Annotated in this window: 18 protein-coding genes; 12 read left to right on the forward strand and 6 right to left on the reverse strand. The window is 35.4% G+C overall.

All coding sequences use genetic code 11. The features are described 5' to 3' along the window. The first annotated feature begins 45 nt into the window (after positions 1-45). The 5 genes from AC3II9_RS06240 (at position 46) to AC3II9_RS06260 (ending at position 4281) form a co-directional block, all read left to right on the forward strand. A complete protein-coding gene (locus AC3II9_RS06240; RefSeq protein WP_489154081.1) occupies positions 46-1095 on the forward strand; it encodes a phosphate/phosphite/phosphonate ABC transporter substrate-binding protein in 1050 nt (349 codons plus the stop codon). Between the two features lie 102 nt (positions 1096-1197). Further along, positions 1198-2034: a phosphonate ABC transporter ATP-binding protein gene (gene phnC / locus AC3II9_RS06245; RefSeq protein ID WP_489154083.1), complete on the forward strand. Its 837-nt coding sequence runs from the start codon at positions 1198-1200 to the stop codon at positions 2032-2034. 13 nt (positions 2035-2047) lie between these two features. Then, entirely contained in the window at positions 2048-2836 is a 789-nt protein-coding gene (phnE, locus tag AC3II9_RS06250) for a phosphonate ABC transporter, permease protein PhnE (RefSeq protein ID WP_489154085.1), read from the forward strand. After that, the gene (locus AC3II9_RS06255; RefSeq protein ID WP_489154087.1) at positions 2836-3681 is read left to right on the forward strand and encodes a PhnE/PtxC family ABC transporter permease; all 846 of its coding nucleotides are present in this window, start codon (positions 2836-2838) and stop codon (positions 3679-3681) included. The genes phnE and AC3II9_RS06255 overlap by 1 nt, the downstream gene beginning before the upstream one ends. An 87-nt stretch (positions 3682-3768) precedes the next feature. Next, complete coding sequence (locus tag AC3II9_RS06260) at positions 3769-4281, forward strand: DUF3841 domain-containing protein (protein WP_489154089.1); 513 nt, start codon at positions 3769-3771, stop codon at positions 4279-4281. A gap of 42 nt (positions 4282-4323) precedes the next feature. Here AC3II9_RS06260 and AC3II9_RS06265 read toward each other — a convergent pair whose 3' ends face one another. Next, positions 4324-4512, reverse strand: a complete 189-nt coding sequence (locus tag AC3II9_RS06265; RefSeq protein ID WP_489154091.1) for a hypothetical protein — start codon at positions 4510-4512, stop codon at positions 4324-4326. Positions 4513-4655: 143 nt separating this feature from the next. Between AC3II9_RS06265 and AC3II9_RS06270 the strand changes: the two genes are divergently transcribed. The 5 genes from AC3II9_RS06270 (at position 4656) to AC3II9_RS06290 (ending at position 10137) form a co-directional block, all read left to right on the forward strand. Continuing rightward, complete coding sequence (locus AC3II9_RS06270; protein ID WP_489154093.1) at positions 4656-5582, forward strand: DUF4003 family protein; 927 nt, start codon at positions 4656-4658, stop codon at positions 5580-5582. 567 nt (positions 5583-6149) lie between these two features. After that, on the forward strand, positions 6150-6893 hold the full coding sequence (locus AC3II9_RS06275) for a metallophosphoesterase (RefSeq protein ID WP_489154095.1): 744 nt from the start codon (positions 6150-6152) through the stop codon (positions 6891-6893). A gap of 217 nt (positions 6894-7110) precedes the next feature. Further along, positions 7111-7593: a DUF4358 domain-containing protein gene (locus tag AC3II9_RS06280; protein ID WP_489154097.1), complete on the forward strand. Its 483-nt coding sequence runs from the start codon at positions 7111-7113 to the stop codon at positions 7591-7593. A 6-nt stretch (positions 7594-7599) separates the two neighbouring features. Further along, positions 7600-8985 carry an MBOAT family O-acyltransferase gene (locus AC3II9_RS06285; RefSeq protein ID WP_489154098.1) on the forward strand — a complete coding sequence of 462 codons (1386 nt, stop codon included), beginning with the start codon at positions 7600-7602 and terminating at the stop codon, positions 8983-8985. Between the two features lie 12 nt (positions 8986-8997). Next, positions 8998-10137, forward strand: coding sequence for a DHHW family protein (locus AC3II9_RS06290; RefSeq protein ID WP_489154100.1), 1140 nt, complete (start codon positions 8998-9000; stop codon positions 10135-10137). 54 nt (positions 10138-10191) lie between these two features. Here the strand turns inward: AC3II9_RS06290 and AC3II9_RS06295 are convergent, their stop codons facing one another. Next, on the reverse strand, positions 10192-11412 hold the full coding sequence (locus tag AC3II9_RS06295) for a DNA cytosine methyltransferase (RefSeq protein ID WP_489154102.1): 1221 nt from the start codon (positions 11410-11412) through the stop codon (positions 10192-10194). Between the two features lie 253 nt (positions 11413-11665). Between AC3II9_RS06295 and AC3II9_RS06300 the strand changes: the two genes are divergently transcribed. Together AC3II9_RS06300 and AC3II9_RS06305 are read left to right on the forward strand one after the other, a co-directional pair. Then, a complete protein-coding gene (locus AC3II9_RS06300) occupies positions 11666-14077 on the forward strand; it encodes a P-loop NTPase fold protein (RefSeq protein WP_489154104.1) in 2412 nt (803 codons plus the stop codon). Then, entirely contained in the window at positions 14074-16551 is a 2478-nt protein-coding gene (locus tag AC3II9_RS06305; protein WP_489154106.1) for a hypothetical protein, read from the forward strand. The genes AC3II9_RS06300 and AC3II9_RS06305 overlap by 4 nt, the downstream gene beginning before the upstream one ends. 196 nt (positions 16552-16747) lie before the next feature. Here AC3II9_RS06305 and AC3II9_RS06310 read toward each other — a convergent pair whose 3' ends face one another. From AC3II9_RS06310 to AC3II9_RS06325, 4 genes are read right to left on the reverse strand one after another with little or no spacing between them, the layout of a single operon-like run. After that, positions 16748-17644, reverse strand: a complete 897-nt coding sequence (locus AC3II9_RS06310) for a protein NO VEIN domain-containing protein (protein WP_489154108.1) — start codon at positions 17642-17644, stop codon at positions 16748-16750. Beyond that, positions 17625-19556, reverse strand: coding sequence for a DEAD/DEAH box helicase (locus AC3II9_RS06315; RefSeq protein ID WP_489154110.1), 1932 nt, complete (start codon positions 19554-19556; stop codon positions 17625-17627). Before AC3II9_RS06315 ends, AC3II9_RS06310 begins: the two co-directional genes overlap by 20 nt. Positions 19557-19560: 4 nt before the next feature. Next, positions 19561-20898 (reverse strand): hypothetical protein, encoded by a 1338-nt coding sequence (locus AC3II9_RS06320; protein WP_489154112.1) that lies wholly within the window; start codon positions 20896-20898, stop codon positions 19561-19563. Next, positions 20888-22504 (reverse strand): DNA cytosine methyltransferase, encoded by a 1617-nt coding sequence (locus AC3II9_RS06325; RefSeq protein WP_489154114.1) that lies wholly within the window; start codon positions 22502-22504, stop codon positions 20888-20890. Before AC3II9_RS06325 ends, AC3II9_RS06320 begins: the two co-directional genes overlap by 11 nt. Between the last annotated feature and the right edge of the window lie 109 nt (positions 22505-22613).

The following is a 22613-nucleotide window of genomic DNA, read 5'->3' on the forward strand; positions in this document are numbered from 1 at the left end:
AGAGAGGTTTTACAAACTATTTGAATGATAAGGGAGAAGAAAAAAATGAACAAACGATGGTTATCAATTTTGATGGGCATATTAAGTGTACTTTTTTTAGCTGCTTGTAGTTCTTCGAATGATGAAAGTGAAACAGGGGAAGTAAAGAAAGCAAATGCAGAATCGGATGAGCCACTTGTAATGGTGTGGTATCCAAATGAATCAGGCTCTGATTTAGCTCCTTCTCGCGATGCTTTTAGTGCCATTTTTGAAAAGGCAACAGGTCGTAAAGTAGAACATAAATTAACGACAGATTATGCGATTGCGATTGAATCGATTACAAATGGTAATGCACATATTGCTTATATGGGGCCACAAGGGTATATCGAAGCAAAGGAAAAAAGTGCTGACGTGGAGCCGTTAGTTGTACCATCAGGCGAGTCTGGTACGTTAGACGATGCGGTCTATTATAGCTGGTTAGCTGTTCCAAAGGACAAGGCAGAACAATATAAAATCAATGGCGAGTTTACGTTAGATGCAACAGAAGGCAAAAGCATTTCGTTCGTATCGGCATCTTCGACATCAGGTTTCAAAGTACCAACAAGTTCAATTATTTCTCACTTTAGCGATAAAAATTTAACAGAAGAAGCATTAATGGAAGGCAATGAGGTGTATCCGGATGTCCTATTCGGTGATTCGCACCAAGGCTCAGCAGTAAATATGCTAATGGAGCGCTCGGACATTGCAGCATTTTGTAATACATGTGTAGAGGCGTATGTAGAGATTGTGGAAGGCGAAAAAAATACACCAGGTGCGGTATATAAAGTAAAGAACGATGCAGCAGCACCATTTAATACATTAGTTGGAAAAGAATTTGTCCTGATCCAAGTAACGCCAGTATTAAATTCACCATTTGTTGTGAACACATCGGTGTTAGCGGAAGAAGAAATTCAAACATTAAAAGAGATTTTAACGTCAGATGAAACAACAAATAACACAAGCATTTTTGTACCGGAAGATTCAGGCGGTACAGGTCTATTTTATAAGGCAGCGGACGAGCGTTTCTTAGAAGTAGAAGATGCATGGTTTAACCCAGTTCGCGAACTATCAAAATAGTGCTCTAAAGGGCTTTTATCTTTCACGATAGAAGCCTTTTTTTAAGAAGCGAAGAGATGTGAATCTTCACCATAAAGACTTGCTATTAAAGGAGAAAACAGGATGTCTACGATTGTATTGGAAAGTCAATTACAGCAGGTTGAATCCATTATTACTTCAGAGAAGACACAGGCGAAAACGATTTTGCAGCTAAAGCAAATTGGCAAAAGCTATGACCAAAAGGCAGTTATATTAAATGGTATTGATTTGTCATTGCACGAAGGAGAGTTTGTGTCCATTATCGGTCAATCGGGCGCAGGAAAGTCGACATTACTCCGTTGCATTAACCGTATGATTGAACCATCAAGTGGCGAAATCATTTTCGATCAGCAAGACATTACGAAGTTAAATAAAAAACAATTACGTAAGCAACGTGCGAAAATCGGGATGATTTTTCAGCATTATAATTTAGTTTCTCGTCTTACGGTATTTGAAAATGTTCTCCATGGTCGGTTTGGCTATAAATCTACGCTACAAGGGATTCTGGGCCTTTATACAGAGGAAGAAAAGCGACTGGCCTTATCGATACTAGAAAAGCTCGGGATGAAGGATCATATTTATAAGCGCTGTGACCAGCTAAGTGGTGGACAAAAACAGCGAGTAGGGATTGCCAGAGCATTAGTGCAGGAGCCGAAGCTATTATTATGTGACGAGCCAATCGCTTCCCTCGACCCGAATTCATCGAAGGTCATTATGGATCACTTAAAGGAAATTTCGCAGTCCATGGGCATTACCGTGTTAGTAAATTTACACCAAGTAGACGTGGCTATGCGTTATTCTGACCGAATTATCGGACTGAGTAAAGGGGCGAAAGTGTTCGACGGTGCACCGAAGGATTTAAGCCAGTTTGCGATACGTGATATTTATGGAACAAACGTGGACGAATTAATCATGGAGTAATACGGAGGGTATGATGACAGAAACGAATATTTTACGTATGAAAAAGTGGCGAATGACAGGGGTATTGGTTGTTCTCATTGTATTAACATATGGCTCAGCGGCTTTTACGAAGTTTAATCTAATCGACGGAATCAGCTCCATTCCGAGCACCATTGCCTGGATGATTCAAAATTTAGTGCCATCCGCTGAAGCAATGGAAAATTTACCGAAAGTGCTAGAACGCCTGTGGGAGACGATTATTTTATCGGTGATCGCCTCTACAACAGCAGCCGTATTGGCGTTATTTTTTGCGATGTTTGGCGCACAAACGACACAGTTCAATCGTTTCTTTGGCTTTGTGGCAAGGTTGATTGCATCGATTTTCCGTAATGTGCCGGTTGTGGCGTGGGCACTGATCCTCGTTGTTTCATTTGGACATAATGTCGTAACAGGCTATTTAGCTCTATTTTTCTCAACGTTTGGGTTTTTAGTGCGTATGTTTATAGAAACAATTGACGAGGCCAGCTCAGAAGGGGTAGAGGCGTTAACGGCAACAGGCTCCACTTATTTTCAAATGGTGTTTAAGGGCGTGCTACCAGATACGATGCCGCAAATGCTCAGCTGGGTGTTCTATATGATTGAGACGAATATTCGCAGTGCGACATTAATCGGGTTATTAACAGGTACAGGGATTGGCTATTTATTTGATTTGTACTATAAGCGACTTGATTATGGCATGTTAGGGCTCATTACAATCATGATCGTGGCGGTTGTGTTTGTCATTGAGTTTACATCGAATAAAGTAAGGAGGGCGATTTCATAATGCAAGTTACGCCTTCATTAACAAATGTCAAAATGAGAAATGGCCGTATTCAAATCAGTAAGGTGACGAGAGCAAATGTCATGATGCGCCTCGTGCTCTGGGCACTATTGCTGATGACGGTGATCGGCCCCTTTTTACTGGATTATGGCTCGATTGAATGGGCAACAGCGATTTCACTAACGCTAGGGAATTTAAAAATGATGTTTTTAGAGCCGGCGTTTCATCAAATTACATTTGCGACAGCGTTAGAGCAAATTGGCATTACGCTTGCTTTAGCCTTTTTAGCTACGATTTTAGGCGCAGTCGTGTCCTTTTTCCTTGCGATTTTTAGTGCCAAAAATTTAGCACCTCCGATGGTATCGAATGCGATTATTGCATTTAATTCGTTTATAAGAGCCGTACCGACTGTTCTGTGGGTGTTGATTTTTGCGATTGTTGCAGGACTTGGGGCAGTGGCGTGTGTACTCGGGATGATGTTGCACACAATGGCGTACTTAACGAAGGCCTATGCGGAATCCTTTGAGGAGCTAGATGAAGGGACGATCGAGGCATTACGTGCATCAGGAGCGAACTGGTGGCACATCATCGCCCATGCTGTCGTGCCGCAGTCTTCGTCTTATATGGTATCGTGGACGTTCCTGCGCTTTGAAACAAACTACGGTGTAGCAGTTGCCATGGGGGCAGCCGCAGCAGCAGGTGGTATCGGTTTCGAGCTCTTTATGGCTTCAGGTTTCTACTATGATTTACATGAGGTCGGGATGATTACGTATTGCGCACTCATTGTGGCGATTATATTAGAGGTCGTATCGATGCGCATTAAACGAAGCTTAATGGCAAAATCATAAAAAAGAAATAGAGGTGGAGAAATGCTGAGTGCTTTCTTCACCTCTATTTGTTTTAGTAAAATCATTTTATGGAGGAAGGTGATTGACGTGAAATATTATACAATTCAAAGTAAAGCGGCATATGAACAGGCAGTGAAAAAGGGAACACTATCTGGCTCAAAGGAGTATGTTTGGGAAGAGTTTTTAGCTGCTTACGACTGGATGATACAGCAAATGAACAATCGAATCGGTCATAATGGTACATATCCTATTTGGCTATGGACGGAGAAACGAGATTTGCATGATGAAGCATTGCTCCCAAGCGGCACAGCAGGCGTTCAAATTGAAGTGGAAATACCAATCGAGCAAGTACTGCTGTCTGATTTTGAGGCGTGGCATATTGTGTTAATGAATGAATTCCTAGCTTTAAATGAAGAAGAGGACGAATTGTTTGATGCTGGAAAATATAACATCACAAAAGAAGCATCGTGGGAAAGAGTGTTTGATTTACAGTTATTAAATGAGTCTGATTATTGGGCAGGGGAGCAAGCTATTCAGGTTACAACGGGCGAAATCAGCGTATCGCAGTTTAAAAAAGTGGAGCATTTTATTGCAAAATAAAGCATGTAGAGAAGAGCCAAAAAGCTGATTTGAATCATCCAATCAGCTTCTGCTTTTGAGTCTTTTTTCCGTTTCAATCCCCACACCGAAAACAGCCACAATCATCGTAAAGAAAAATAGGATTTGAATGAATTTGTCTGCTGTCCAATAGCCTAAAAAATTCATAAATACAACAATCACAAATAACAGGGCTGTCGCAATCCGGATATATAGGCGTAAATTATACGTCATGTGCAATCCTCCTATTTAGGTTAATAAGGTTATATTATAAGGTTAACATAAAATGGATATTAAAACCAATTTATTGCTGGATGCTTCATTTAGAGAAACTTTTAGCGCCCTTTATCCGTATAACAACGAAAGGGGTGGTACTCGTGAAGGAACGGTTACAATTATTTTTAGATAATGTAGAAAAGATTCGCCTTTATTTCGGTGTGGATGGGGAAAAGTTCGTAAAGAAAATGGCGACACAATTAACGGTGCGCGGGATTCGATTTTATTATAACGATTATGAGGACGTACAAAAGCACATTAAGGCGAACACGAAATGGTATAGTGTTGCGCGAAGTAGTGTGAAAATCGCGCATGCGTATTATGTGCAGTTTGCGAAAGAGCCGGAGCAGGTGAAGCAAGCGATTGCACAGCAAGCGTTCGTGAAAATAAAAGGCTTTGCTTCTTCGGAGGATGCGTGTTTAGCTGCAATGTATGTAAAAGACAGTGAGCAGGCACAAAAAATGGAGCTGTTAACGAAAGCGCTCATGCAGCAGCCAAGCTTGAAATTTTCATCATTATCGTTACCTTTACGGGCAATGCTAGCAACGCGACCTGAATCACCAGAGGAGCTAGCGACTACATACGAGCAATATTATCAACGACTAATCAGTCTAGGCTGGAAACGCGACGGCACAAGTAAAAATGCTGCTTTTCTTTTGACGATTGGCACAGGGGCATGGGATGAAACGATTTGGGCGAAGGTAGAGGAGCTAGCGGCACTCATTCAAGCAGCGAACACAAACCTCGAGCCTCGTCACTATAGCGTTGTGTGTCTACTGGCACTGGCCAAGTTTGAAACGTCTGCTTTTCCAGCGCTAACGGAAGTCCACGACCAAGTGTGCCAAGCGTTAAAAGCGAAACCGAAGTATGACAATACATTACTGATCGCGACACAAATTTACACAGCGAGCGAAGCATTTGGTGACCTCCCAACATATGACTTTGATTTTGCGGATATCGTGATGCAAGCGATGGATAGTGATTCAGGTGGAGATGCTGGTGGTGATGGAGGTGGAGGTGGAGACTAACATTAGGTAGCGAGCAAAAAGCTTAGGTAAGCGATCAAAAGCCGCGTGTATACGAGCAAAACACGAGTCTATACGGTCAAAAAGCAGCGAACGAGCAAAACGGACGGCTATCCGGTCAAAAGCCGGGTGCATGCGAGCAAAAAGCCAGTGTATACGAGCAAAACACGAGTCTATGCGGTCAAAAAGCAGCGAACGAGCAAAACGGACGGCTATCTGGTCAAAAGCCGAGTGTATGCGAGCAAAACGTCAGTGTATACGAGCAAAACCCGCAGCTATCCGGTCAAAAAGCTAGCTCAAGCCATGTATAAAAAAGTGATATTCCGTACAAACTAACAACACACTCTCCTGATAGGTTTCTGTTTTCCGAGAAAGTGGAGATTTTTCTATTAACTTCATGTAGAGGTTTCTGCATAGGAAGCGGGAACTCAAACTTTGATGAGATCGCATGCGATGTGGTCTCTTTTTTATGCGGATGCGCGATTGATAAAATTTTAATCCGCCAAATTTTGGTGAAGTGACCAAAAAGCGTTATAATATAAAATAACCAATCAGACAGGGAGAAGTGTTATGAATTTATTTATCGTAAGTGACATACATGGAATGGCCAAAGAATTTGAAGCAATTCTACAGCACTGGGATGAGGAAAGTTTACTTGTGATTTTAGGTGATATGATTGATCGCGGGGAGTACTCTTATGAGGTGGTACAGCGTGTGATGGCTTTACAGCAACAATATCCCGAAAAAGTGATCGTCATGAAAGGGAATCATGAGGATTTGCTCATGTACTATGTGGACGGTTTGATGAAAGATCCAACGCCGTTTTTAGTGAATGGTGGTATGGAGATGCTACGTTCGTTCATTCAGGATGTAGATATAGAAGCAACAGCAACCAATATCGATATTTTAAAAACACAGTTTGCGAAGGAAATCGACTTTTTACGGAATGCTCGCCACTATTACCAATACGGCAAGCTACTGATAACACATGCTGGCTTTGATTCGGCATTGGATCATTGGCAAAACACAACAAGCCGTGATTTTTTGTGGATTCGCAATCATTACATACAAGAAAATAAAACAGGTCTAATTAACGTTTTTGGTCATACGCCAACCCGCAATATGCATGAGATTGACGATATTTGGATTAGTCCATGCCAAAGCTATATCGGCATCGATGGTGGGTGTGCATACGGGGGTCAATTAAACGCCTTGCTGATGAGCGAGCAAGGGGAGATTGTCGATACATTTGTTGTGCCGTCGGGGAAGGGCATAAAGATCGAAGCAAAGGGTGCGTCTGAAAAGACATTTTAAGACGTGACCACCGCAAGGAGATGTACTGAAAGTTTTTACTTTCAAGACATCTCCTTTTTTCATTGAATGAATTCCTATAAGTATGCTCCATGAGAAACGAAGCACAATATTACTAGGAAATATTTTAAAATTGAAAATACTTCATTTCGTGTAACGTAAGGAGATTGTCCACGTCTAATGCCTTGAAGTACAGCAACTAGAAAAAGGAGAGAATACAATGAAAAAAATATGGATGATGGTGCTAACGGCGATGTTAGCAATGGTGATTTCAGCTTGTTCGAGCAACGAATCATCGACAGTGGAAGTGAAGGAATCTGCTAAAGAAATGGCAGATACAATGGTGGCGGAAGTGGAGCAACCCCCACAAATCGAATTATCAGCAGAACAATTAAAAGAATTTTACAATATAGATGCGGCAAAGCTTGAAGATTTTTCAGTGCGTATGCCGATGATGAATGTCAAAACAAATGAAATTGCGATTTTTAAAGTAAAAGATGCAAAAGACGTGGCGGAGATTGAAGCCGCGGCAAAGCAACGCGCGGAAAATGTCATGAAGCAATTCGAACAATATTTACCGGATCAATATGAAAATGCAAAAAACTATAAAATCGTGACAAAAGACAAGTATGTATTAATGGTGATTTCTGAAAGTGCAGAAGAACTAATCAACGTGTACGATCGCTTCTTCGAAAAAAAATAGACGGCGATGGTATTTAGTAGCCTGCTGTTCCTATTTTTATTTTTGCCGGCTGTTTTAATACTGTATTATAGTGCCCCAAGAAGGATGAGAAATCTCATTTTATTTATAATGAGCCTGCTCTTCTATGCTTGGGGTGAGCCGGTTTACATTGTCATTATGTTAGTGTCTACGGTGACCGATTATAGTTTTGGGTTGCTATTAGATCAACCGAATATGGCTGCCATTAGACGTAAGGGCATTGTCGTCTGTTCTGTTATTGTGAATCTTTTGCTGTTATCTTTTTTTAAGTACGCAGATTTTTTCATTCAAAATGTCAATGCGTTCGTCGGTACGAATATACCGTTACTAGAATTACCGTTGCCTATCGGAATATCCTTTTACACATTCCAGTCGATGTCTTATATTATCGATGTGTATAGAGGAACGGCGAAGGCACAGCGCAATTGGATCGATTTCGGCACGTATATTGCCCTGTTCCCGCAACTAGTGGCAGGGCCAATCGTGAAATATAGCACGATTGCTGAACAACTGCAACAACGTTCGGAAAATATGAAGATGTTCGCAGAGGGAGTTCGCCGGTTTACGATCGGACTAGCTAAAAAGGTGCTTCTAGCGAACAATATCGGCTTACTATGGGACACAATTTCTAGCTCTAATTTAGAGACAATGCCTGTGTTAACCGCTTGGCTCGGCATTATCGCCTTTGCGTTTCAAATTTATTTTGATTTTAGTGGTTATTCGGATATGGCTATTGGTCTTGGTCTCATGTTTGGTTTCCGGTTTAATGAAAACTTCAACAAGCCGTATATTGCACAGAGCATCACGGACTTTTGGCGAAGATGGCATATTTCGCTTGGGTCGTGGTTTCGCGAATATGTGTACATTCCGCTTGGGGGCAATCGGCGCGGGTTAGCCATCCAAATGCGTAATATCCTCATTGTATGGATGCTCACGGGTTTTTGGCATGGTGCTAACTGGAATTTTATCGTTTGGGGACTGTATTTTGGTGTTATTCTCCTCATGGAAAAATGGTGGGGGCTGACATTGCTTCTTCGTTTACCTCGCTGGGTGCGACACCTGTACGCCATCGTACTCATTCTCGTTGGCTGGGTACTATTTGCCTTTGAACAGCCTGCTACGATTGTCGATTATTTGGCGGCGATGTGGGGAATCAATGGGCAATCGCTTTGGAATGCTGAGACGGTGTACTTTTTCTACACAAATGCCGTGCTTCTATTCGTGTTACTCATTGCCTCACTACCGATTAAGCAATGGTCAAAAACGAATGAATTATCGTTCGTTCATGTAGTGTGGTATGCCTGTCTTTATTTGCTTTCTGTCGCATATTTAGTCGATGCCACATTTAACCCGTTTTTATATTTCCGTTTTTAAGGAGGGAATCGTATGAAGCAATATACCGAGCGATTATTCGTGTTTGGCTTTGTCGGTACGATGTTTCTAATGGCGCTCCTTTTTTTCATTTTGCCTCATCCACGCTTCTCTGAACTGGAAAATAGGTATTTACAAGCGGTCCCGCAGCTGACATGGGATAATTTATTATCGAAGCAATATGCCGAAGAGGTGGAAAGGTTCATCACGGATCATTTTCCGTTTCGGGACAAGTGGCTGTGGGTAAAATCGACTTCAGAAAAGTACCGCTTGCAGCAGGAGAATAACGGCATCTACCAAGGGAAAGATGGCTATTTATTTGAAAAGTTTGTAGAGCCTGATTATACGAATGTCGCCCAATATACCGAGGCGGTCAATGCATTTGCAGGGGGTCATCCAGAAGTAGATATGAAGTTTCTGCTTGCCCCGACATCGATTGGTCTTTATCCAGAACGGTTACCATGGTTAGCCCCGTCGTATCCGCAACGGAAGGTCAATGAATTTATCGGGGAGCATATGCACAACGAAATCACGTTCATGAATGGCTTTGATTTTCTCACGCCGCATGCAGCAGAGCCGATTTATTATCGGACCGACCATCACTGGACGACATATGGCGCATATTTAGCCTATGTCGCATATGCCGAGCAGCAAGGATGGCAGCCGCTGTCACCGCAACAATTTCACATTGAAACGGTCAGCCAGACGTTTTTAGGCAGCTATCATACAAGAAGTCAATTTACGAATGTCACACCAGATCAAATCGACGCGTACATCCCGTGTGATGCGGTCACGACCGAGATGTATAACGCGGATACCGATCAAACCGTGACTAGCCTATATGATTCAAGCTTTCTTGCCAAAAAGGATCAGTACTCTTATTTTCTAGGCGGGGTCCATGCGCTTATGAAGCTAACAACCGCGCTCCCTCCGCAACAGATTGAACAAGAGAAGCTACTCATCATCAAAGACTCGTATGCCCATAATGTCATCCCGTTCCTCACAAGACATGTGCCGGAAATCCATGTCATCGATCTGCGCTATTATAACGGCAGCATTGATGCGTATTTGGCGGAGAATGGTATTGAAGACATCCTGTTTTTATTTAACACGACTACATTTGTGGACGATGGATCTTTGTTGAAGTTGAAGTGATTAGGTGAATAAAATAGGGGAATCCCACTGCACAGGAGGCGGTGGGATTTTGTTTTAAAACAACTGCAATTGCTGTGTTTCATCGATGACACGCTTTTTCACACGTTCAACAGCCCATTTTGCAATGGGGTCAGCTACTGCTTTGGCAAGTAATACAGGAACGGCATTGCCGATTTGCTTGTATTGCTTATCTAAGCGGTTATTTTCGGTCACATTCGGATTGCCGCCATCGCTAAATGTAAACCAATCCGGAAATGTTTGAATGCGGGCAATCTCCCGAACCGATAAACGGCGGTGTGCTTCCTCGCCATCTGGGAAGCTCCACTCGTCCTTCCCGACCTTTTCCATCGACAAGCCACTTGGATGAAGCGGGGCCTGTCTACCAGATGCTTGAATCGTAAAGCTTTGCTCGTCCCAACGTTTCTTGCGGTTTCGGGACATATAAATGCTGGAATAGGAGCCTGTAAAATACGGACCGGGATTTGCCTCCAAATCCCCAATGGCTTCTCGCAATGTCACAAATGGCAACAATCCGTCTCCGTGTGTTGGTTGTGGATACTTATATTTAAATCCGAGCCCTTTCTTCACACCGACGATAAACACCCGCTCCCGTAACTGCGGTACACCGTATTGTTCTGATGATAATAATTGATACTGCACATCATAGCCACAAGCCGCAAAATCCTCGGTAATTTGTTTAATGACTTCACCTTTTCCAATCGTCATCAGTCCTTTCACGTTTTCTGCGACGAATACATCAGGCTTCGCTTGCGTAATGCAGCGGATGAAGTGAATGTATAGGAAGTTGCGCTCGTCGTCGATGAGTCTCAATCCGCCTTCGCTATAGCCGGTACACGGAAATCCGCCAATGACTAAATCCGCTTTTGGGAAGTGATGTACTTTCCGAATATCGATCGTTTGCTGAGCAGTAGCAGGGAAATTCAATGAATAGGATTGATTTGCCTCTTTGAAGCAATCAACTGTATAAATGGTATGAAAAATACTTCGATGACGAATGGCATTAAAATCTTCTTGTGAACGAAAAGCGGTCATTGCTTGTTCTTCTCCTATAGTCGCCACAAGTCCAGCTAATTCAAATCCAAGATCGAATCCACCACACCCAGAAAATAAACTGACGACATTGATTTTATCGTTTCGCCAGTCAATAGACGGGATCTCCTTATCCATTTTCGTTTGATAAACACGTGCATATTCCGACGCAATCTTCTCCTGTAATACCTCTCGAATGTTTAGAACCTTGTTATCTATTGCCATAACCTCACCTTTTACATGTAAACTGTAAGCACCATTCTAACAGGCCGGGTTGTACAAATCGGCCGAACGAAAGGGCCAAAATTTAGAGTATATAAATAAATTTCCTTAGGGTGTTATTCATAATTTAGTGAGTAATAAGATATTGTTAAATGGTATAATGAAGAAGAAATTGAGTAAATAGTCTTTGTTTTATTTAATAATTTGAAGGTATTGTACCTTAGACATATAAACTGTTTAGAAAAGGAAGAGATGAATGAGTAAAATAGATTGGAATAAATACAAGCAAGCATATATTTTAACAGAAGATGATATTAATAATTCAGACTATCTATTTAGAGAGCAACTTAATAGAGTAAAAAAATTAGTTGAATCTTTAAGGGAAGATAAATATAATGTCCAATTTAATGCACGTAGAACAAATACTAATAAAGTTATTGCTATTAGTGGGGAACGGGGAAGTGGTAAAAGCTCCTTATTAGGTACTATTAAAACAGCTATTCAAAGTGATAATGAACTAAAGGATTGTTGGGTAATTGGGGTAACCGATCCGAATGAATTCAGTGATTCAATGGGGATTTTAGAATTAGTTTTAACAAGAATGTACAATGAAATAAAAGAAAAGAAAGGTACCGAAAAAGTAATTTGTCAAAATGAACTAACAAGAGATTTATTAAGGTGGCTAGATGTAATAGCCAAAGAAAAAGACTCGACGAGAGATTTTTATAATAAATTATCAGACATTGAAATACTGGATCAATTTAATAAACGTCTAACAATTGTTGGTGAAATAGGTAATCTATTTGAACGTGCGTGGAAATATAAGATTGGTAGTGATAATTATAAAATTGGAAATGTAATTATTTTAATAGATGATCTAGATTTAGTTGAAAATAAGCGTATATATAAAATGTTAGAAGAAATTAAACAAATATTAGGTGTTAATGTGATAACAATTATTTCATATCGACCTAAGCAACTATTGAACTCTGTGCACAATGAGAAAATTAAGGAAAATAAAAATTTATTAAACCTTAGCTTTATTGATAATAATGAGATTAGACAACAGGCTGCTACTTATATTGAAAAGCTAGTGCCAAAAACGCATATTGTTTCAATGCCGAGAAGTGCGGAGATTTTAAATAAAAAATTATTTGAAGTTTTTGGACATGAGAAACAGATTATTACAGATGAATACAGATTTAATAACCAATTATCAATTTTAGATAATATATACCATGCCATTGCAAGGCTTACGCTTATAAATATTAAAGGTATACATGTCAATGAAAGAATTTTATTTGAATCTTCTTTTAGTTTAAGAACTGTAATACAAATTTACGAATTATTAGTAGATATTTTTAAAGATCATAGAAATAATAAATTAAATTTATTAAGCAATATATATAGATTAAGAGATTATTTCTATATAAGTGCAGAAGAGTTGCTAGATGTGTGGCACTTTGAAAGTATATCTAGATGGATTAATGCAAAATCAGAATTTAAAAATTACTATTTATATCAGGATCTATATCAAAAAATTAGTTCTTCAATTAATTTAGAAGAAGAGCATGTATATGATGTTACTAAAGAATTATTAAATATAAAATATACGCAAGCTTATAATGTTTGCTTAGGAGACATTATTGAAATAATTGATGAATTTAAGTTAAACGCCGAATATAATTACAAAAATTACCATTATATTTTTGTAATAAAAATATTATATTCAGTAATTTTATTAGAATCCCTTTTAAAGGAAGTATATAAAATTGAGGATGGCAAAATCCATAAAAGATTTGAATTGGTATTTGATAATGAAAACCTATATTTTAGAAGACCAAATACTGATAGTATTTTAAATGAGTTTTGGGATACAACATACTATAAAATTACTAGATATAGCATAATTCCTGAGAATTTTATTTTTCTTAGATTAGCCGGATTAAGTTTGAAAATTTTTTTAATTAAAGAGAAAATAAATTACAAAACAATTGACAAGATTTTATATACTAATATGTCAACTAACAGTGAGATAACCTCGTTTGCTAGAGGGAGAGGTTCTATTAATAAAAGAGACATTCATAATTTTAGATTTAGAAATTATTTTGAACAAAGAAATTCACGAAATTCAAAGCTAAGCGAAAGTCAAAAAGATTTATTTGATGATAGTATGTTAATCAGTGGTAATTTCTATAACTTTAATCCTTTCACATATTTTGTTAAAGAACAATATTTAGAACGTGCTATAGAAGAGGGGAATTATGTATTTTATTCTCTGTTTGACTTAGATTTCTTGTTAAGTAGAAATTATGATCGAGCTTCTAATAATATTAATAATAGTTTAGCTTACTTTTTAAGAAGAATCTCTGAAATCTGGTTAGATATTTTAAATGAAAGAGCTAATATCTTTAGGGATGATGTAACAAATACAAAAAGTTATTTATTTACAGATGAGGAAAAGTTGACCATAACTCTAGGGATGCAAGCTGCGTATTATTCTAAAGAAAATCTTATATCATGGTTGAAATTATTAATCGAAGACCCAAATTCAAAATTAGATAATAATATTAAAGAAAACTTAATCAATAATAAAGATATATCAGAACAAGCTATTCGAAAAGCTTTTGTAGAAAATTATTCTTTAAAGATGGATGATATTAAATGAGACAAGCAGATCGTATTCTAAGGACAATTTATCGGGAAAGGTTTCTTCGTATTAATAATGATAATTTGTCACAACCTGGTTTCTTCATACTAAAGGAAGATTCTGTACAACAGTATTGCAAAACTTGTTATCAAAAGTTATATCCTTTTAATTATTCAGGTGATGAATTAGATGAGATACTGAGTTATCAATGTATGCTATTAAAGGAACGTTTTAATAGTACAGATAGTATTTTTATGTTTCCATATTATGCCGAAAAGTTATTCAAAGTTAATCAAGCAAAGATTTCAGTAAAGTATGAACATATATTAGAATGGAACGGATTCCAAAATAAAGTAGATGCAAATGTCTTCATTGCGGCATTTGCAGCACTTCACCAAAATGAAAAACTGGTAAGAAACACGAATATTGTAGTAGAGCACGACAATGAAAGAATTTACAAAATATTATCCAAAGGTATTTGTGAAGGGCATATGCATCTGAAGGGATCTGGACTTACAACTGAAATCTCATGGAATAAGTTTTTAGAAATGAGCTTCTTGAATTTATCTACACTAGATGAATTTATAAAAAATAATAATAATTTTTTAGATTTCAAAATGATGGGGTATACATCTGATGAAATTTATACTGCACTATTTAAAGTAAAAATTGCTCGGATTCTTTTGATGAATCGTATAGATGGTGAGGAGAGCCAAACAGAGCAAAAGATTATCTGTTTTTTAGATGCAAAGAATAAGGATGAAATAGATGCATTAAGTATTCAATATAGCGAGATATTACAGGATGCTATTATGAAATTGAATAATGAATTGGAAGGATACAGAGATTTGCCAGCTAGTCATAGTGAGCGAGTTTTTTTATACAAAATATTTAAGCGTATATTAAATGATGGAAGAGACTGTTGGGAACGTAATTTACTAAATTATTATTTATGGGGAGCTTCAATATTTAAATTTGAACTATATCAAGATAATGTTGGGATGGGATTCCAACGATTTAAATTATTTGAAAATGTCAAATCAGAATTGATTCCCACTGATATCGAAATTTATCGAAGTGTGTTTGAAAAATATTATGAAGAACGTAATGTGAAGAAAATTGAGTTTCGCATTGCACCAAAAAATCGAGCAGAACTTCAGCAACTTATAAAAGAATTAGAAAACGAAAATGACAAGGTATATAAAAAATATAAAAAGAATTATCCAGGTATCTCTAAAATTAAATTTGGTATAATCATACATTATATAAAAAATGAAAAGTTAGCACAGGATGAAAGATATGATGTGACAGGGAGATTTTCTGCATATCGTAAAGAGATTAGCCAAAAAGCAGCTACAGTAGCTAATGTTTTAGCAAGCGATGCAAAAATTTTTGATTTAGAGGATTTGGCTAAATTTGAGAAAAAAGTTTTAGCAATTGATGCTGCTAATGTAGAAATAGGTTGTCCCCCAGAAGTATTTGCTACTCACTTTAGGAAACACCGTAACCAGTTAGAAAGTGCCGACGGGATTTCATTTACTTTTCACGTAGGTGAAGAGTTTAAAACACTCGAAAGTGGTATTCGTAATGTAGATGAAGCAATTGAATATCTTGAATATCAACGCGGTGATCGTTTAGGCCATGCATTAGCGCTAGGTTTTGATGTAGATAAATATTATAAAAAGAAGAGATACAAAGTCATTACTTCTATCCAGGACTACCTTGATAACATTGTTTGGATGTATGGATTATTTACCCGTAAAGGAATCTATCAAACCGAGTATGTGAATTATTTAAGGGATTTGTATGAGCGTAATATACATAAATTATTAAAACATCAAGTTTCTATTAATGATTACTTACATAGTATGGCATTACGCAGTGATAATATTAATATTTATTCTACATTAGAAGATGTTAAATTAACAGAAAAGTTACAAAGTCATTTAACTAACTTTAATTGTTTTGATAGAAATATCAATGTTGATTGGTACAAAGAAGCTTTTTTAAATCCAGGTGCAAGGGAACTAAATTATATCTATTTATATGACGAAAAGCTATTAAAATGTAGTCGAGAGCCAAAAGAATTTAGCATAGATCAAGTATGGATTGAGATGGTAAAATTAGCACAAAATATTGTAAAAGAGAAACTGGTTCAACGGGGAATCGTTGTAGAGGCTAACCCAAGTTCTAATCGTAAAATTTCATCCGTTACAAAGTATATTGACTTGCCGTTTTTCAGAATGAATACGCATAGATTAGATTCAGAATTAAATAAAGTTCATGTTGCTATTACTATTAATACTGATGATAGTGCAATATTCCAAACCAATCTATCAAATGAATATAGTTTAATAGCTAGGGCATTAGAACTGGAGGGGTATGAGCAAGAGCAGATATATGATTATATAGAGTATTTAAGAGAAAGCTCTTGCGTGCATAATTTTGTACCAGATAATGTATTTGGAATTGAAGAAGTAGAGCTGCTATAAAGATTTTAATATTGTTGTTTTTTATTGCAGGGAACAATATGTATTAATAACCGATGGGGATGTCCTAGTGATTGATTATAGGACATCCCTGTTCTTATAGTAATAAAATAATTATGAAAAATAAAAGGATTCTTATAAACAAGATGTAAATAGATATAATAATTAGCGATTTAAAAAGAATGAGATATTATTTATGCTAAGTCTTTAATTGCTCCATAATATTATCTACATTATAGCTAAGATTTTCAACTTTATAAGCTATCTCGGGGTTATTAAAGATAACTTGGAAAGGGTTTTGTATAATAATAGGTGGAGAATTTAATTTAAAGTCTACAAGATATAGAAAATAATTCCGTCCTAAATTTTCCGATTGAGCTATTTCGTTACTACTTATAAAGAAACGTCTAAAATGATTAGAATAACACTTAACCTCAATAAATTTATCGTACTCAGTACTTTCATTGTCTATAAATGACATTATGTCGTATCCAGCATTGTTATCTTCAAGTGCAGTATGTTTAATCTCTCGCAAGAAATTAAATCGATTGCGTTCTAATTCTAGAACATACTTTTCAGCTTGTTCTCCTAATAGATGTTGTTCTTCTAATTGTTTAAGTAGTTGTTCTTTGTTGATTTTTTTAGAGAATTTTTGTAAGTAATTGGAGTAACAATCTTCAATTCGATAAAATCTATTTATATGAGATTTTACTATTACTTCTGAAAGTACTAATAAGTTTCGAAGTGCATAAAATTCTTGATTTATTTTTATATAAAAGTTTAAATCAATTCTAATCCATTCACATACCTTACTTTTAATTAATAAGCTTAAAATACCTTTTATTATTAAACATTGACTATATTGAATATCAGTAGCTTTGTACTTTTTTAAAGAATTATCTTCAGTGATTAGAAGATATCCTAATGCTTCAAATAATTTTAACGTATCTTCTAAATTCATACTTATTATTATATCGTTAGAAAAATATGTCTTTAATTCTTGTAAAGATCTATATTCTGTTTTTAAAACATCTAGCAATAATATGCATTTATTTAAATCAGCATATGCTCTACAATTAATGAGTTTTGTTAACATAGTTATCAATCAACGCCTTAATATCACTTTTATCTAATTCTTCATCTAAAATTTGGAATAGCGGTATATCGGAATTTTCAGTTACACGCATCATTAAATTTTCTTTCTCAATTAGTCGCTCATTAATAACTTCATCGATAGAATTTTCAGTAATAAGATAATAATAATTTGTTATAGTATTAAGATCCAAGCCATATCGATGAATTCTATCTTTAGACTGAATATATCTTGCTCCGTCAAAATTTCGTTCTAAATAAATAGCATTATGGCAAGCCTTATGCAAGGAAATGGATTCTGCTACAGCAAAAGGATTGGCAATAATAACCTTGAACTCAGATTCATCATTATGAAAATCTCTAATTATTTTTTCTCTAGTTTCTACGCTTTCATCTAATTCTTCTGATTCCACTTTAGTTTTACCGTATAAAATTTTACATTCAATTCCGTTATTTAATAGATAGTCTGAAAATCGTTCAACAGTGTCTATATATATTGCCCAAACAATTACTTTTTCACCTTTATTTATTATTTCTTTTATTAGATTTAAAGCAATTTCGAACTTAGGTGGAATAGAATTAGTTTCCTCGTAATTAATTAAAGCAGTAATAAGTTCTTCATCAAAAGTTCCGGGAGAATAATCTATGTCTACTACACCTTGTTGAATTGGTTTTAATAATAGATAGGGGTTACTTGCTGCCTGCATTAATCTAATAATTTTTGCCTTTTTAAATTCATCTACTAGTCCATCTTCATCATCTAGTAAGCCTTTAATAGTTTTCTGTTCTAGTGTTTCATATATTAATTTTTGGATATTATCCATAGGTATTACAATAGCAGGGTTTTCGACTTTATCAGGTAATCCTAAATCTTTCTTTTTTATTCTAACAAAATAAGGAGAGATATCTTTTATTAACATTTCAATTCTAGGGTCCTTGGAATTAGATGTCATTTCATCTAATTGGTTTAAACTAAAATTTATTATTTCTTTACCTGGCCAAATGAATTTAAATAAATTATATAAGTCCCTATAGCCATTTGGAGCAGGAGTTCCAGTTAGTATTACTCTTCCCTTAGCTAGTGGTGCTAGTTCTAATATTATCTTAGATATTTTACCATCATCGGTATTTTTGATTTTATGTGCTTCATCGAGAATGACCATCACATTATTATTTTTCAAGAAAAACTCAAGATTTTTCTTTTGACTTATAACCCCTTGATAGGAAATTAAGGTTATTTCAGCAGTATCCCTACTAAAAAAGTATCTCTTTCTTTGCTCACTTGAAAGTTTTCCACCCGAGATTCTTTTTACTTCAGGTCTCTTTCCGAAACATTCTGAGAATTCCTTTTCCCATGGACCAAAAGAACTTAATGGTCCAACTACTAGTATCTTATCAACATATTTAGGGTTGTTCACATCGAGATTATTTAGGTAACTATACGCTCCATAGACTACACTTGTTTTTCCAGCTCCGGGTACTGAAAAATTACAAGCGTTTTGAGAAAAAGCTAAATGATAAGCAGCTAAAAGCTGTAAAGGATATAAAGTACGGACTAAATTTGATTCCAAAATATTACAAAAACTACTGAATTCGTTTTCTTCTAATTTCTTATTCCAAATGTTCTTTGCTTTATTTGAGAATTCTTTAAACATTAGTTCTTCATTATAAAGATTTGTTAATGTATTATCTGCTTCTGAATCTAAAAGTAAATTAATTTGTTTCTTCGAAAGATAGTCGCTCAATTCAGAAATTATATTTTCATTATTGTTTTTAGGTATTTTAATTCCTTCTGCAGTTTCAGTTGCATTAAATAATCTCTTTAAATGGAAGAGAATTCTTTTATTAATCTCTTTAGGGTTATCACATATTAATAAAAAGCTATCTTCAAGAGAAGTAATTTTTAAATTTATCATGATATTATACCCTCTGATTTAGTTGCTTCTTAACAGTTTTAGAAAGTTCATATGATAAGTTATTTATTTCTTTGATCGTTGATAATACGTTTTCACTATATAAGCTTTCTTGATTTTCATCAATCTCTAATAATGCATTTTTAGCACGTTCTAATAAAATTAATGGCTTATCAGCTTCTTGAATATTATCTAACTTACTTTTACTGTATTTTAAGTTTTGTGTTAGAGGTTTAATAACACTCTTTTTCCATTCTTCATCTCTATCGGTTAAGGTATCAATAATTTCTTCGTCATTATGGGCTCTTGATAAAAAATCTTCAATGGAGTCTTCTTTTACTTTATCTACTATTTGAAAATGCTTATCTCTAAATTCTTCCCAAAGTTTGTTAGATGCAAAAAAGCTTTGCGGAACAGTCGATTTTCCATTTCTAGCTATATTTCTGAATTCTTTACCTTCATATTGTGCACGAATATAATCAAAGCTAATTTGTAACATCTCAGAAATGTCATCATCTTGTGGATTCCAGTTTGTTTTAGCATTACCACTTCGGTTCCTATATGCTTTTTCATAACTATTCAAATCTACAAATTGACCTTCACGTTTATCTAACATTGCATACATGTTTTTATAATCATAGTATTCTAAATATTGATCCATTAAATCTAAAATATCTAAGTATTTCTGAATATTTTTAGGATTACTTTCTCCCATCATATCCGCTATTTCATTAAGAGAATATCCTACTTCTTTAAGTTGTTGACATTTTAAATATTTCTCAGTGGCGTTATAGTCAAGTTTTTCTTCGCGCCCCATTTGATACATTGTCTCAAGTTGGAGAATTTCCTTTTGACCAACGTTATCGTCAAGAATAATAGCATTAAAATATTTACAATGTTTTATATCATAGTTTTTACTATATTCTTCTCTATTATTATTAATTTTATTTAACAGGGAGGCCCTACGGTTTCCATCGATTATATAACCATTTTTAGTTACTATGCCGTACTCTTGTTGTCCAATTTTCAATAGGCTTTTTAAAGTTTTTCTATTTCGATCAGGTTTAGAGTCCCATAAAAATTGCTCAATTATATAAATGTCATCTGAATTTTCAGGATTTAGTTTATGAGAAGTTACCTCGAATGTTTTAACTTTTGTGCCTATTCTCCCGTTGTAGGGATTGTATACTAAATACTCTAATGGGATTTGATATACATCGAATTTTCTTTCTTGGCCTTTATAAAATAATTTTATACCTGTCATAATAGGTGTTTCTATTTTTTTGATTTCACTTAATTTATTTATTCTTAAGTCTTCGCTCATAGCAGAGGTTCTAGCTGTCATTTTCAAGCCCCCTTAAAATATTTTCCATTAAATAATAAGATGTAATTATCTTCATAGAGATTTCCTTATCAATTTCCCTTATATAAGAGAATCTTTTAAGACTAATATTTGTATCTATAAAAGATTTTATATTATTTAATAATTCATCTGGTCCAATTCCATCTCTATCATCAATAGTTTTACAATATTGTATTTGTAGATTATGCATTGATTTTATTTTATTGATGTAAGTAGTTACAAAATCATGAATATTCTTTAATTCGCTTTGGGTAAATAAATTAATATTTATAAAGATATTTTCATATTTCTTTGCATTTTTTCCTTGGGAGTAATGAATTTTAGCTTCCCATTTCACCTTACCTTCATAAAAATGGTTTTCTAAACCTACTCTGTAAGATTTTTCTATAGTATATGGTACATGATAACTATATTTAGATTCAAACTTTTTGGTCTTTTCTTGCTTTAATTCAAAATAGACACCATTTAAATTTGTAAATGGAATATTCGTATCAAAAATTTTTTTCTCTGAAAATTTGTCTTTAAATAAATTAGGATTTAAACCTTGTCTAATGTTCTTAGCAATTTCATAGGAAAATTTAGGAGTTACGGCATTACCAATCATTCTATATTTTACTGCATCACTATCACCATAAAATCTAAAATCTATTGGAAATGACATTAATGTTGCTGCTTCTCGTATAGTTGGGAATCTATATCTTTCTTCTGTATCTTCCAATTTGAAAATCATGGATTCCCTTGATGAACCTGATAATGTTGCCATAATTGTTCTCGCTGGATTTTCTTTATTTTCAGGAAAAGACATTTTACCCATGTACCCTTTATCCTGTTTTTGGCGTTTGGCTTTTATCCATTCAAAATAGGGGATTTCCTTGATGTAATGATGATCTGTCAGTTCACTAGAAGGAATTTCTATTCCGTATATTGGATCTTTTATTTTCAGGGGAGATTTTTTATATCCATTAGGATTTGGTTTTCCTAATGCACTTTGAATATCTCCTAAGGTAATAAGTTTTTCATCACCATGTAACTCACTTAATTCAGGGTAATTACCACAGATGGATCGTTTACGATTAGTTGGAACTCCAAAATACTTCATATTAAAAATATTTTTTTGAGGAATATCTAAGGTGAAATTTCCTAAATCAGGCCAATCTAAATCTGTAGCTGTATAATGTTCTTTTAGGAATTTTTGGGAATTAGCTACATTTTCCATAACCCAATATTTTAATTTGCTATTTGGTTTATTCATTTTTCTTGCAACAATTCTTAGGAAAGCTTCGATAAGTTTAATGCCTTCTGCTTTATCTGCTTTTCCTGATTTATTGGAATTTGAAAAGGCGATACATGGAGGAGAACCGATTATAACTTCTGTATCAGGTATATACTTTTCAAATTCTTCATCATCTAACATAGAGATTTTATAGACGTCACCTTTAAATGCAATTTCTTTCCCATTTCCGTGATTCTGATTATGAGTAAGGATTGCTGGTGCCCATATATCGTAGGCTTTGACTATTTCAAACCCAGCTCTTTCAAAGCCTTCCGAGAATCCGCCAGCGCCGCAGAATAAATCAATAACTTTCAATTGTATTGCTCCTTGTCTATTAACATTGTGTTAGCATAAATTATACAAAGTATTTTACTTAATTACTAGATCTAAGGAGGGAATAGTTTTGAAGTGTCAAGAGTTATGG

The organism is Lysinibacillus sp. RU7, from assembly GCF_057837305.1.

Coding starts and splice junctions, on each gene's coding strand:
- AC3II9_RS06295 (WP_489154102.1), bottom strand. CDS start 11,412: ATGGCAATAGATAACAAGGTTCTAAACATTCGAGAGGTATTACAGGAG.
- AC3II9_RS06315 (WP_489154110.1), bottom strand. CDS start 19,556: ATGATAAATTTAAAAATTACTTCTCTTGAAGATAGCTTTTTATTAATA.
- phnC (WP_489154083.1), top strand. CDS start 1,198: ATGTCTACGATTGTATTGGAAAGTCAATTACAGCAGGTTGAATCCATT.
- AC3II9_RS06290 (WP_489154100.1), top strand. CDS start 8,998: ATGAAGCAATATACCGAGCGATTATTCGTGTTTGGCTTTGTCGGTACG.
- AC3II9_RS06310 (WP_489154108.1), bottom strand. CDS start 17,644: ATGTTAACAAAACTCATTAATTGTAGAGCATATGCTGATTTAAATAAA.
- AC3II9_RS06275 (WP_489154095.1), top strand. CDS start 6,150: ATGAATTTATTTATCGTAAGTGACATACATGGAATGGCCAAAGAATTT.
- phnE (WP_489154085.1), top strand. CDS start 2,048: ATGACAGAAACGAATATTTTACGTATGAAAAAGTGGCGAATGACAGGG.
- AC3II9_RS06305 (WP_489154106.1), top strand. CDS start 14,074: ATGAGACAAGCAGATCGTATTCTAAGGACAATTTATCGGGAAAGGTTT.
- AC3II9_RS06280 (WP_489154097.1), top strand. CDS start 7,111: ATGAAAAAAATATGGATGATGGTGCTAACGGCGATGTTAGCAATGGTG.
- AC3II9_RS06285 (WP_489154098.1), top strand. CDS start 7,600: ATGGTATTTAGTAGCCTGCTGTTCCTATTTTTATTTTTGCCGGCTGTT.
- AC3II9_RS06265 (WP_489154091.1), bottom strand. CDS start 4,512: ATGACGTATAATTTACGCCTATATATCCGGATTGCGACAGCCCTGTTA.
- AC3II9_RS06240 (WP_489154081.1), top strand. CDS start 46: ATGAACAAACGATGGTTATCAATTTTGATGGGCATATTAAGTGTACTT.
- AC3II9_RS06300 (WP_489154104.1), top strand. CDS start 11,666: ATGAGTAAAATAGATTGGAATAAATACAAGCAAGCATATATTTTAACA.
- AC3II9_RS06320 (WP_489154112.1), bottom strand. CDS start 20,898: ATGACAGCTAGAACCTCTGCTATGAGCGAAGACTTAAGAATAAATAAA.
- AC3II9_RS06255 (WP_489154087.1), top strand. CDS start 2,836: ATGCAAGTTACGCCTTCATTAACAAATGTCAAAATGAGAAATGGCCGT.